Annotated in this window: 11 protein-coding genes; 4 read left to right on the plus strand and 7 right to left on the minus strand. The window is 50.0% G+C overall.

The window, feature by feature from the left end; translation table 11 throughout:
- Positions 1-51 precede the first annotated feature (51 nt).
- Entirely contained in the window at positions 52-1,005 is a 954-nt protein-coding gene (locus AB6805_RS00175; protein WP_370907436.1) for a nitrilase family protein, read from the plus strand.
- 458 nt (positions 1,006-1,463) lie between these two features.
- Here the strand turns inward: AB6805_RS00175 and AB6805_RS00180 are convergent, their stop codons facing one another.
- Positions 1,464-2,183: a hypothetical protein gene (locus AB6805_RS00180; RefSeq protein ID WP_370907437.1), complete on the minus strand. Its 720-nt coding sequence runs from the start codon at positions 2,181-2,183 to the stop codon at positions 1,464-1,466.
- Positions 2,184-2,382: 199 nt separating this feature from the next.
- Positions 2,383-2,574 carry a cold-shock protein gene (locus AB6805_RS00185; RefSeq protein ID WP_079472790.1) on the minus strand — a complete coding sequence of 64 codons (192 nt, stop codon included), beginning with the start codon at positions 2,572-2,574 and terminating at the stop codon, positions 2,383-2,385.
- A 261-nt stretch (positions 2,575-2,835) separates the two neighbouring features.
- On the opposite strand from AB6805_RS00185, the gene AB6805_RS00190 reads away from it, so the two are divergent.
- Positions 2,836-4,119, plus strand: a complete 1,284-nt coding sequence (locus AB6805_RS00190; RefSeq protein ID WP_370907438.1) for an MFS transporter — start codon at positions 2,836-2,838, stop codon at positions 4,117-4,119.
- Here the strand turns inward: AB6805_RS00190 and rpiA are convergent.
- Genes rpiA through AB6805_RS00215 form a run of 5 tightly spaced genes read right to left on the minus strand, consistent with a single transcriptional unit; the run spans position 4,085 to position 9,595 of the window.
- Positions 4,085-4,786, minus strand: coding sequence for a ribose-5-phosphate isomerase RpiA (gene rpiA / locus AB6805_RS00195; protein WP_370907439.1), 702 nt, complete (start codon positions 4,784-4,786; stop codon positions 4,085-4,087). The genes AB6805_RS00190 and rpiA overlap by 35 nt on opposite strands.
- Before the next feature lie 27 nt (positions 4,787-4,813).
- Positions 4,814-6,058 (minus strand): NAD(P)/FAD-dependent oxidoreductase, encoded by a 1,245-nt coding sequence (locus tag AB6805_RS00200; protein WP_370907440.1) that lies wholly within the window; start codon positions 6,056-6,058, stop codon positions 4,814-4,816.
- A gap of 11 nt (positions 6,059-6,069) precedes the next feature.
- The gene (locus AB6805_RS00205; protein WP_370907441.1) at positions 6,070-7,071 is read right to left on the minus strand and encodes a 4-hydroxyproline epimerase; all 1,002 of its coding nucleotides are present in this window, start codon (positions 7,069-7,071) and stop codon (positions 6,070-6,072) included.
- 14 nt (positions 7,072-7,085) lie between these two features.
- Positions 7,086-8,675 carry an aldehyde dehydrogenase (NADP(+)) gene (locus tag AB6805_RS00210; protein WP_370907442.1) on the minus strand — a complete coding sequence of 530 codons (1,590 nt, stop codon included), beginning with the start codon at positions 8,673-8,675 and terminating at the stop codon, positions 7,086-7,088.
- On the minus strand, positions 8,672-9,595 hold the full coding sequence (locus tag AB6805_RS00215; protein WP_370907443.1) for a dihydrodipicolinate synthase family protein: 924 nt from the start codon (positions 9,593-9,595) through the stop codon (positions 8,672-8,674). The genes AB6805_RS00210 and AB6805_RS00215 overlap by 4 nt, the downstream gene beginning before the upstream one ends.
- Before the next feature lie 205 nt (positions 9,596-9,800).
- Here AB6805_RS00215 and AB6805_RS00220 point away from each other — a divergent pair, with 205 nt between their 5' ends.
- Positions 9,801-11,420, plus strand: coding sequence for a M28 family metallopeptidase (locus AB6805_RS00220; protein WP_370907444.1), 1,620 nt, complete (start codon positions 9,801-9,803; stop codon positions 11,418-11,420).
- A gap of 29 nt (positions 11,421-11,449) precedes the next feature.
- Positions 11,450-12,211, plus strand: coding sequence for a zinc-dependent peptidase (locus tag AB6805_RS00225; RefSeq protein ID WP_370907445.1), 762 nt, complete (start codon positions 11,450-11,452; stop codon positions 12,209-12,211).
- Positions 12,212-12,420 lie beyond the last annotated feature (209 nt).

Consider the following 12,420-nt stretch of genomic DNA (forward strand, 5'->3'; position numbering starts at 1 on the left):
AAATGTAAAGTATCTTCGTTTTACTTTCTGCCAACAAAAAAATTTTCTTATATGAACGATCTGAAAATTGCTACCGCGCAATTTGAAAACAGGAGTAATGATAAAGCGTATAACCTGGGGGTTATCCGGGAGTTATCGCGGCACGCTGCCGCTGATGGTGCAGATGCAGTGGCCTTTCACGAGTGTTCAGTGACAGGATATACTTTTGCCAGGAGTTTATCGCGGGAGCAGATGCTGGAGCTGGCGGAAATAATCCCTGATGGCCCGTCTATCAAGGTATTGCAGGATATTGCCGCTGAAAATAATATTGCCGTGCTGGCGGGGTTATTTGAAAAAGATGCGGACGACAACCTGTTCAAAGCCTACGTATGTGTAGATAAAAACGGGCTGGTGGCGAAGTACCGCAAGCTGCATCCGTTTATCAATCCGCATCTGAAGCCGGGAAATGAATATGTGATTTTTGACCTGAAGGGATGGAAGTGCAGCATATTGATTTGTTACGATAATAATATTACGGAGAATGTACGCGCAACGGCCCTGCTGGGCGCAGAAATCATTTTCATGCCGCATGTAACTATGTGTACGCCATCTACGCGGCCCGGCGCTGGGTTCGTGGATCCGGCGCTATGGGAAAAACGCCGGGAGGATCCTACTTCGCTGCGATTGGAATTTGACGGCATGAAGGGCCGTTCCTGGCTGATGAAGTGGCTGCCGGCGCGTGCGTACGACAATGCGGTATATGCTGTTTTCTCCAATCCTATCGGTATGGACGACGACCAGTTGAAAAACGGCTGTTCCATGATCATTGATCCGTTTGGCGATGTGATAGCAGAATGCCGGAAACTGGACAATGATGTAGTAACGGCTACGCTTACACGAAATAAGCTGACCGACGCGGGCGGGTACCGGTACCGGCTGGCACGCCGTCCTGATTTATATGGGGAGGTGATTGCGGCAGCGCATACGCCGGTGCAAAAAGTAGTATGGCTCCAGGAAAAACAGTGAAGGCGCGACTGATAAGCGTTCCGGAGCGGCCTTCCCCGGACTTGATAATTTAAACTAAATTATCATACAAATAAAAAAACACGATTGGTTGCGGGTTTTGGCTGACCGGCCATAAATAAAAGCGGCAAATCCGGCTGACCGGTTATCTTTGCAACTTATTTACACCGTTTACAAAGCTTTAAGATAACCCGTTTTTTAGCTTCTTGTATAAGAGAACCGTTCCCTTGTGGAGCGGTTTTTTATTTCCCGGAACTGCGACTGGCCGGGATTGCCGGGCGCCTTCGGCGCTTTTAAATTGTCTTTCTGCCTGATTACGCTGATTATACTGATTTTTCGGATTTGATTATTCCGGCCAGAGAGGGCTGTTATTGGATATACATGGTTATAACAGGGATATTACGTGGCGATGGGATAGGAAATACAGTGGGAATGGGGATGACATGGAGTAAAAGCGGAGTTCACGTGGAGGTGACGTGGACTTGATCAGGAACTGTACTGGCAGTAGGGGTTTTGACGGTTTTTTGTTTGACGGTTATGGCGGGTACCACCTGCATGATATCGGCGGCCGAACTGCGGCGGTTCGCCAATATAGCGCCGTCGTTGGAGGTAATTATTTGTAAAACGTGCAGCAGGGCGCCGTTGCCCCGGAGGTGGTTATCCAGTATTGTGCCGTTGAAAGGCTTATGGAGGTCGATGGTGACGGTACTGGTACGGCTGCTGATGATGCGCCGTTGTATAAAGCTGATGCGGACAGCGATGGCGGTGAGATGGAGGTGTGTGGCACTCCCCTGGGGAAGCAGCTCCTGTGCGGGTATATCCCAGCTTCCTGCGGGCGTTAGCTGCGGTTGCCGGCAAAAAAATTGTGACACCGGGGTGTGCCTGTTGAAGCGAAACCCTTCGAGATCCTGCAGGCGGTTATTACCGGCCTTGATCAGTGCTTTATTGAGGCGGTTTACGCAAGTATTGTCCGGTATCATATCCAGCAGCGGACTGATGGCATGCCGGATCAGCCTTCCTTTTTGGCTGGCCATGCCAAACTCCCGGGCAGACCGCCTGGTAGCGCTGGTTTGCCGCACTGTTTGCGCCATTGCGCGGATAAAATAATTGCCATTTCTCCGGTAACCTACCTGGTTTTCCAGCTTACCGGTAAAAAGGACGATTCCTGTTTGTTTTGCCATCGTTTAATACACCTGTGTTTTTAAAAATTGTTTCCTTAAAAATACGAAAACAGGCTGGATGGCGGGACACTGAAAGAAGAGTGAACAAAATGAACAAGGAGGATGCTGTTCATTCCTGTTTTATGCGTAAAAGTTTATGCATAAAAAAAACCGCCCTGGCAAAGCCAGCGCGGTTTATAAAGAACTATTATAAAATAAATTATGCCAGTCTTACGTTAACAGCATTCGGGCCTTTTCTACCTTCTTCCACGTCAAAAACTACGCGGTCATTTTCGCCGATGCTTTCTTTGATACCAGATACGTGAACAAAAATTTCTTGTCCTGAACCTTCGATTTTAATGAATCCAAAACCTTTAGCTTCATTAAAAAATTTTACTACACCTGTTTGCATTATATTTAATATTTAATTGTGAACGTGTTCTCGCCATTATTTTTACAGCAGGCGGCTACCTGGGCAACTAGAAGAAAGACTGTAAAAAAAAGCTGAATGTGAGAGGTGATCTACCAACAGAATTGAAATACATTATCCTTAAGAAGCAATACGAAGATAGGTGTTTTCCAGAATACAACCCTAATTTTTTTTCAACTTTTTCTTCGCCACCATGGCCTCCTGGCTCATAATTCCGTATTAAAATATATTTTCGCATTCTATATGAAACATCCTGACGCATGGCGAATTAAAGCCATATTAACCGGGTCTGCCGGCAACCTCGTAGAATGGTACGATTGGTACATTTACGCCACGTTTTCCCTTTATTTTGCGCCGGTATTTTTTCCGAAGGGCAGTTATACGGCACAGCTGCTTAATACGGCGGCCATATTTGCGGTGGGATTCCTGATGCGGCCTATCGGCGGCTGGATGTTTGGCCGTATTGCTGATAAACAGGGGCGTAAAGCCTCTATGACGCTGTCGGTGCTCCTGATGTCGCTGGGTTCCCTGCTGATTGCATTTACCCCTTCCTATAACAGCATTGGCCTGGCGGCGCCCGCACTGTTGCTGATAGCGCGCCTGTTACAGGGCCTCAGCGTAGGCGGTGAATACGGCACTTCCGCTACTTATCTCAGTGAAGTTGCCACAAAGGACCTGCGGGGCTTTTATTCCAGTTTCCAGTATGTAACGCTCATAGGCGGGCAACTGGTAGCGCTTGGCGTGCAGATGTTGCTGCAAAAGGTATTCCTTACCCCTGAGCAGCTGCATGAATGGGGATGGCGTATTCCGTTTGTGATCGGGGCCGCGCTGGCATTTTTTGCGCTGTACCTACGCCGGCATATGCAGGAATCAACTTCTTTCGAAAAAATAAAAGCAACAAAAGACAAAGGCTCCCTGAAGCTGCTGTTTAAAAAGCATCCGCGGGCAGTGATGACAGTGGTAGGCTTAACGATGGGCGGTACCCTGGCCTTTTATACCTACACCACTTATATGCAGAAGTTCCTGGTAAACACCGTACATCTCACAATAGAACACGCTACTACCCTCACCTTTTTCCTCATGCTTATTTTCGCGGTTTTGCAACCGCTTTTCGGCTGGATTTCAGACATCTATGGCCGGAAGCCGTTACTGATTGGCTTTGGCGTGTTAGGAACGCTGTTTACCGTTCCTATTCTTACGGGGATTAGTCATGCGGCCTCCGAGTGGACAGCCTTCTGGCTTATTTTAATGGCGCTGCTGATCGTAAGCGGGTATACTTCTATCAACGCCGTGGTAAAAGCGGAAATGTTCCCCGCAGAGGTGCGGGCATTAGGTGTTGGATTTCCCTATGCCATTACAGTGGCGCTTTTTGGCGGCACTGCAGAACCTATTGCGCTGTACTTTAAAAAGATTGGGTATGAACCGCTGTACTATTGGTATGTAACCATCTGCATCTTTATTTCGCTGCTGGTATACGCCACTTCGCGGGATACTAAAAAGACGTCTTTGCTTGATAAGGATGCGTGATCTCCCTGACGGTGCCATCGGCGTTACCGATGATGAGCCGGCTGGCGTAGTGGAGAAATAAACCATTTTCCACTACGCCGGGAATATTATTCAGCTGTGTATGCAGCGCAGCTGCATTGTGTATTTTCTGGTAATGACAATCGAGGATATAATTACCGTTGTCTGTTACAAAGCGGTTGTTATCCTTTAAACGCAGCACAGGATGGGCTCCCAGCGCTGCCAGTTGTTTGAAGGTAAGCTCCCATCCAAACGTGGCTACTTCTACCGGTAAAGGAAATTTGCCCAGGTGTTTCACGAATTTTTTTTCGTCTATCACCACCAGCATTTCTTTGGAAGCTGCTGCAATAATTTTTTCCCGCAGCAATGCGCCGCCGCCTCCTTTGATCAGTTGCAACTGAGCATCGGCTTCATCTGCCCCATCTATATCAATATCTATCTTTTCAATTTTTTCAAAATCCACCAGGGGGATCTGCTGTTCAACAGCCAGCTGCTCCGACTGTGCAGAAGTAGCTACTGCTTTTATTTCAAGACCGGCCCTAACTAACTCGCCTATACGCAGAATTGTATAATATGCGGTGCTCCCGGTACCCAAACCAACGGTCATACCAGGCTTAATATACTCAGCGGCTTTTTCGCCTGCTGCTTTTTTTCCGATATCTGTTTGCATGGAACAAATATAACTATTAGCTGTTAGCTAACGATATCTTGCGGGAGAAAATGCGGCAATATCCATACTGGTATTGGCGTTATTGGCCAGTTCCGCCAACAGCTTGCCCGTAGCGGGTCCCAGGCTGAGGCCCATCATGGCATGACCGGTACCCATCAGCAGATTAGTATGGGAGGGCGCATAACCGATATAGGGCAGGCCATCCGGTGAACAGGGACGGCAACCGCTCCATACCTGGTTTTTGTTAGGTATTTGTATAGGGAGATTTGTAAAATAACGGTTCACGGAATCCACGATCCCCGCCACACGGTTCATATTTACCTGGTCGTTCACCGGTGCTACTTCCATAGTGCCGCCATAACGCAAACGGTTACCCATTGGCGTTAGTGCTACTCTTGCCTCGCAAAGGATGGCCGGAATATTTAAATTTACGGACGGCGCTTCCAGGGTAACGGAATATCCCTTGCCGGGCATCATGGGCAGCCGTTCACCTGCCAGCTGTGCTACAGCAGGGCTCCAGGAGCCGGTTGCCAGTACAAACACATCTGCAGTATGGGTTTCCTGCCCGGTTATGACCGCTGTTACTTTATTGCCATTGGTTTTGATCTTTGTTACTTCTCGCTGCGGCAGGAACTGCACTTGTTTTTGTTCCAGGTATTGTTTCAGTTGCTGCATCAGGTCGTTGGGATTGAGATGGCTATCGCAGCGATAATGCACGCCACCCAATACATCCAGCTCCACCTGTGGCTCCAGCGCCTGCAGGGCAGCTTTATCCAGCACTACAGCGTCCAGTCCCATGGTATTGGCCTGGGCTGCGAGGTGCGCTTCCTCTTCTGCAACGGCTGCTGTTTTATAGTACATGATAATGCCTTTCCGTTCCAGTCCGAAGTTAAACCCGGGCTGTTGCGCCAGCGATGTGTACAGCGAGCGGCTGAGTAAATTAATATCCCGCAGCGGCTGCGCGGAGGCTTCTACATGCTTTGCGGTAGCGCTTTTCATGAATTTGAGGCCCCAGCTGACCAGTTGTTTGTTCAGTGAAGGCTTCACGTAAAAAGGGCTTTTGCTGCTAAACATCCACCGGATTCCCTGTGAGATAATGCCTGGTGCTGCCAGTGGTACAAAATGGCTAGGTACAATCATGCCCATATTTCCATAGGAGCAGTTGTTACTGAAATCTCCTTTATCGAGTACGGTTACATCCCAACCGCTTTCGTTCAGGTAATAGGCGGTACAAAGACCAATAATTCCACCACCGATGACGATTGCTTTCATGTTTTAATAAGTTAGATCACCTGGAATCCGTGTACATACGGGTCGTCGTCATCCAGTATAATAGTGTTATAGCCGGTAACCATTGCCCAGCCTTCGATACCCGGTACAATAGCGGGTTTGCCACCGATGGTGGTTTCTGCTTCAATGGTGCCGGTGAATTGTGAGCCGATGATGCTTTCATGGATAAAGCGGTCGCCTGCTTTCAGTTTTCCTTTGGCGTGCCACTGTGCCATCCTTGCGGATGTGCCGGTGCCACAGGGTGAGCGGTCGATGGCTTTATCGCCGTAAAACACCGCATTGCGCGCGGTTGCCTCCGGGCTGATAGTAGCGCCGGTCCAGAGGATATGGCTTAATCCTTTGATGTGCTCATTTTCCGGATGCACAAAGGAATAGTTTTCGTTTAGTCTTTTCCGTAATTCCCGGCTCCAGGATACCAGTTGATCCGCAGTATGATTTTCCAGTCCTTTGAAGTTTTCCTGCGGATCTACTATTGCGTAGAAGTTACCGCCGTAGGCCACATCTACTTTCAGCATGCCGAGATCAGGGCACATTACTTCCAGGTTTTCTGCAGCAAGAAAGGATTTTACGTTGGTGAGCTTTACTGACTTCACTTTCTTTCCTTCCTGTACGTAGCTGACCAGTACCAGTCCTGCCGGCGTTTCCAGTCGCAGCTGTCCGGGGACTTTCGGGATGATCAGGCCCTGTTCAATGGCGATGGTAACGGTGCCGATGGTACCATGGCCGCACATGGGCAGGCAGCCGCTGGTTTCAATATATAATACGCCTGTATCGTTTGCTTCATCAGTGGGTGGATACAGGATACTGCCGCTCATCATATCATGGCCACGGGGCTCAAACATGAGCCCTTTACGGATCCAGTCGAACTCCTGCAGGAAATGCAGTCGTTTTTCCATCATGTTGTTACCCTTCAACACCGGGCCGCCGCCGGCAACCAGTCGAACCGGATTGCCGCAGGTATGCGCATCTATACAAAAAAAAGTCTTGGTCGACATAAGCATTTAATATTTTAACGACTAACGGTGTCCTTTGTCAGCTGACCATCTATTTTTCTCCAGATACCTAAGGGATTCTCATCTTTCAGGGCATCCGGTAGCAGCTGCTGTGGCCAGTCCTGGAAACATAGCGGTCGTGCAAAACGGATGATCGCCGATGCGCCCACAGAGGTACTTCGTATATCCGTGGTAGCAGGGAACGGGCCACCGTGATGCATGGCGTAACCGGGTTCCACGCCGGTAGGCACATTATTTAAAATAACGCGGCCTACTTTCTGGCACAGGGTTTCAACGGCTTCTTCATATGCTAACAAGTCTGTAGGCGTAGCCATTACAGTACCGGTTAGCTGACCGTGTAAATGTAATAACAACTTTGTCAGTTCCGTAGCATCTTTACATACTACCAGTAATGACGCGGGCCCAAACACTTCCTGTTGCAGTTCTTCATTGGTTATAAAATCCTGCGCCGCTACGCGGTAAAGCGCCGGAGAGCCTTTGGTAGCGTCTTTTTCCGGCTTGCCGGCATACAGGGTTTGCACTCCTTTGCGACGCGACAGCTGGTCCCTGTTTTCATAATAGTGATAACAGATACCGGGATTGAGCATGGTTCCGGCATTGATGGAAGCCAACTCCTTTTGCAATGCCACCACGAATTGTTCCGTGGCATCGCCGGCCAGTGCTACCAGGAGACCGGGGTTAGTGCAGAACTGCCCTGTGCCCAGCGTGATAGATTGCGCATACTGTTGCGCTGTTTGTTGCGCGGATTCCGCCAGTTTGCCGGGTAACAGCAGTACAGGGTTAATGCTGCCCATTTCCGCGTACACGGGGATAGGCTCGGCCCTTTGATTCACGGCATCAAAGATAGCGGTGCCTGCCTTGAAGGAGCCGGTGAAGCCGATGGCTTTAATGCCGGGATGTTTTACGAGTTGTTGTCCCAGTAAAGCGCCTGGGCCATTCAGGCTGGAAAATACGCCATCGGGCATACCGCAGGATTGGGCTGCTTTCTGTATTGCGAAGGCCACCAGTTCGTTGGTGCCTAAATGTGATTCATGGGCTTTGACAATAACGGGGTTACCGGCAGCCAGTGCGGATGCGGTATCGCCTCCGGCAGTAGAGAATGCCAGCGGGAAGTTGCTGGCAGGGAATACGAGTACGGGGCCCAATGGCACCAGCATTTTTCGTATATCCGCCCGCGGTAGCGGGGTGCGTTCCGGTTGGGCCGGATCGATGATGGCTTCTACCCAGGAGCCCTCGCGCAGCACGGCTGCGAAGAGGCGGAGCTGGTTCACGGTGCGCATACGTTCGCCGGTGATGCGGGCCAGCGGGAGCCCGGATTCCGCTACGGCCCTTTCCAGCAGCGGATCGCCGATGGCCAGTATTTCCGTTGCGATGGCTTCGAGGAATACGGCCCGTTGTTCCGGGGAAGTTTGGCGGTATGTTTTAAAAGCTGTGGCAGCTTTTTCTACTGCCAGGTTTACTTCTTCTGTTGTTGCTGTTGCGAACATTTCCGGCAGGGCGGCATTGCTAACGGGATCGTATGCACGAAGTGTATCCGTTCCCGTAGCAGCTGCCGTGAAGCCGATAATATTTTTGCCTGTTATCATGCAGGGAGTTTTAAATAATCCGGTAGTTGCGGGCGTACGGCCAATGCTGTTGCTATTACGTTTTCCGCGTAGGCGAGGTCGGCGCCCTGTGGTATGAGTCGTGGTGCGCGTACATTCGTAGTGCCGATACCTGTAGCAGTGGCTGCCAGTTTAATATATTGCACCAGTTTAGGATCGATGTCCAGTTCCAGCAGTGGCATAAACCAGCGGTAGATGGCCAGTGCTTCCGCGATGCGGCCGGCTTTCACGAGGCGATAGATAGCAACTGTTTCGCGGGGGAAGGCGTCTACCAATCCGGCTACCCAACCATTAGAACCCAGTACCAGGCATTCCAGCGCCAGTGTATCCACGCCGCAGAGGATACTGAAACGGTCACCGAAGCGGTTGATCATGCGGGTTACGTTGGTAGTATCGCGGGTAGATTCTTTCACTGCCTGGATGTTTGGCGCTTTCGACAATTCTTCAAACATATCCAGTGTGACGAGGATCTTATAATCCACCGGGTTGTTGTAGATCATAATTGGCAAAGCGGTGCTGCCTGCAATGGCGAGGAAGTAGGCCACTGTTTCGCGGTCGTCTGCCTTGTAGCGCATGGGGGGCAGGAGCATCAGTCCTGCTGCACCGGCTTCCTCTGCGGCTTTCGCACAGGCGATACCTGCAGCAGTAGTTTGTTCTGCAATATTCATCACTACCGGTACTTTACCAGCCAGAAAAGCCACCGCGTGTTTCACGAGCGCATACTTTTCTTCGTTCAGTAAACTACTGGCTTCTCCCAGCGAGCCGCCGAGGATAATACCATTAACACCTGCATCGATCTGCGTCTGCAGGTTTTTGTCGAACATCTCATAATCAATATGATCATCCGCAGTAAAAGGGGTGAGCAGTGCGGGAAATACGCCTTGCCAGTTAATTGCTGCCATTTTTTCCTATCTTTTTTATGTCAACAAAAATAGCCGTGGAGGCCCGATAGCACGCTGCTGTAATTAATCAATACTACGCAGATTTTAACCGAAAAAACTCATCTTCTACCGAAATTTAAAAAATATCCGCATATTATCAACTCACCTATTTTTTGGAATTCTAGCTTAAGTCCGCTAATTTTTGCCCTGAATAAACCGTAAAACATTGAAAGTACCTATCATACTGGCGCTTGCGGCGCTTTTCCCCGGTATTGGGCTGAAAGCGCAGGATTCAACGGCCATCAAAGCTATTAACCCGGCAGATTTTGCACGGCACATCAGCGTACTTGCATCCGACGCCTTTGAGGGCCGCAAGCCCTTTACCCGCGGGGAAGACAGCTCCATTCAATACCTGGCGGCGCAGTTTAAGCTGCTGGGGTTAAAGCCTGGTAATGGCAACAGCTATTTCCAGGAAGTACCGATGGTGTCTATCAGTTCTAAGCCCGCCGGCAACCTGGTAATAAAAGGTGCGGGCGGTGAAGTATCGCTGCAATACCTCAAAGACTTTGTGGCCGCCACCCGCCGCATGCAGGAGCAGATAACCATTCCCACCAGCGAACTGGTGTTTGCCGGCTATGGCATTGTAGCGCCGGAATATAACTGGAATGATTATAAAGGGCTGGATGTAAAAGGCAAGACGGTGATTGTAATGATCAACGACCCCGGCTTCGCCGACAGCACGCTGTTTAAAGGTCGCATTATGACCTACTACGGCCGCTGGACCTATAAATTTGAAGAGGCATCGCGGCAGGGTGCTGCCGGCGTAATCATCATCCATGAAACCGCCGCCGCCAGCTATCCCTGGAAGGTGGTGCGCAGCGGCTGGTCAAACTCCAAGCTGCACCTGCAAACCGCCAACAACAACATGCATCGTACCGCGCTGGAAGGATGGATCACACTCGATGCTGCAAAGAAGATCTTTCAACTGGCCGGCCTAACACCTGATATTATGCAGCAGGCCAGGACAAAAGGTTTCAAGCCGGTAGACCTCCACCTGCAAACATCTCTCGTTATAAATAATACTATTAAAAAATCTACCTCGCATAATGTGCTGGCCGTATTGCCGGGCGCCAAACGCCCGCAGGAATGCGTCGTATATTCGGCCCACTGGGATCATTTTGGTATAGGCGAGCCCGTTAAAGGAGATTCCATCTACAATGGCGCAGTAGACAATGCCACCGGCACCGCGGGACTGCTGGAGCTGGCCACGGCCTTCACCAGGCTGCCACAGCGCCCGGCACGCTCTCTCCTGTTTCTTTCCGTTACCGGCGAAGAACAAGGGCTGCTGGGATCGGAATACTACGCGGCGCATCCCGTGTTCCCGATGGAGAAGACCGTAGCAGATATTAATCTTGATGTACTCAATACGTTTGGCCGTACCCGCGACATCACGGTGATAGGTTTTGGTCAATCGGAACTGGACGAATACGCGCTGCGCGCCGCCCGGAAACAAGGCCGCGTCACCGTGCCTGAAGCCAATCCTGAAGGTGGCTGGTTTTTCCGCTCCGACCATTTCAACTTCGCCAAAAAAGGTGTGCCGGGATTGTATATCGGCCCGGGCAACGATGCCATCGGCCATGAAGCCGGCTGGGGGAAAGAACAGACAGCTGCGTATAACCGCTTACGTTACCACTCCCCTGCCGATGAATTTAATGCCGCCACCTGGAACATGGACGGCATGGTAGAAGATATCCGCCTCTTATTCGACGTAGGCTACCACCTCAGCAATGAAAGCAGTTTCCCTGCATGGAAGAAAGGTTCAGAGTTTAAAGCATACAGAAAATAACTACAGACATGGTTTTATTCGGATTGATAATGATAGGACTCATCCTGTTCCTGTACTTTCAAAATATGTACGGCCGCAGGAAAGGTAAGAAAACGGCGGTACCTGAAGGGTACCAGTCGTTGTTAGAAGAACATGTACGCTACTACCAGCAGCTGCAACCAGCAGAGAAGACGCGCTTTGAAGGCATGCTGCAACGCTTCCTCAAAAGAACCAGCATAGAAGGCGTAGGCACCGAAGTAGAACCGCTGGACCGTGTGCTGGTAGCCGCCAGCGCCATCATCCCCATCTTCGGATTCAAAGACTGGGAATATTTCAATCTTACCAACGTAATCCTCTACCCCGACACCTTCGACGAAACCTACCAGTATGAAGGCAATCGCCGTAACATCCTCGGCATGGTAGGCAGCGGCACACTGAACGGACAGATGATCCTTTCCCGCTCCGCCCTACGGGAAGGCTTCTCCAATGTAACCGATAAAAACAATACCGCCATTCATGAATTTGTGCACCTCCTGGATAAAACCGATGGCGTCATTGACGGCTTCCCGAGCAAATTACTGGATCACAGCTATAGCATCCCGTGGATGAAACTGGTGCATCAAACGATCCAGGAGATTTCAGAAGGGCATACGGATATCAATCCTTATGGCGCGATGAATGAAGCGGAGTTTTTTGCGGTGATATCGGAGTACTTTTTTGAACGGCCGGATTTGCTGGCGGAGAAGCACCCGGAGTTGTATGGGATGCTGGTAAGGATATTCAGGCAGGATCCGGTTGATCTTATGCGATGAGTTTGTATAGAAAGATATACACAAGACAGATTACTACACTTAAAATCAACAGGCTTTTAAATGGTAGTATTTTTCTACACCAATAATAGTTGAGGATTAAATGAATGAAAACCAGTGCGGTATAGAGAACCATAAGCTGGATAGGATACCTATCCGGATTAGAGGCATATCCAGATGCAAAGGCAAGAGCTGTAAATGAAATGATGGTG

It is taken from the genome of Chitinophaga sp. RCC_12 (assembly GCF_041360695.1).
Classification (GTDB): Bacteria; Bacteroidota; Bacteroidia; order Chitinophagales; family Chitinophagaceae; genus Chitinophaga.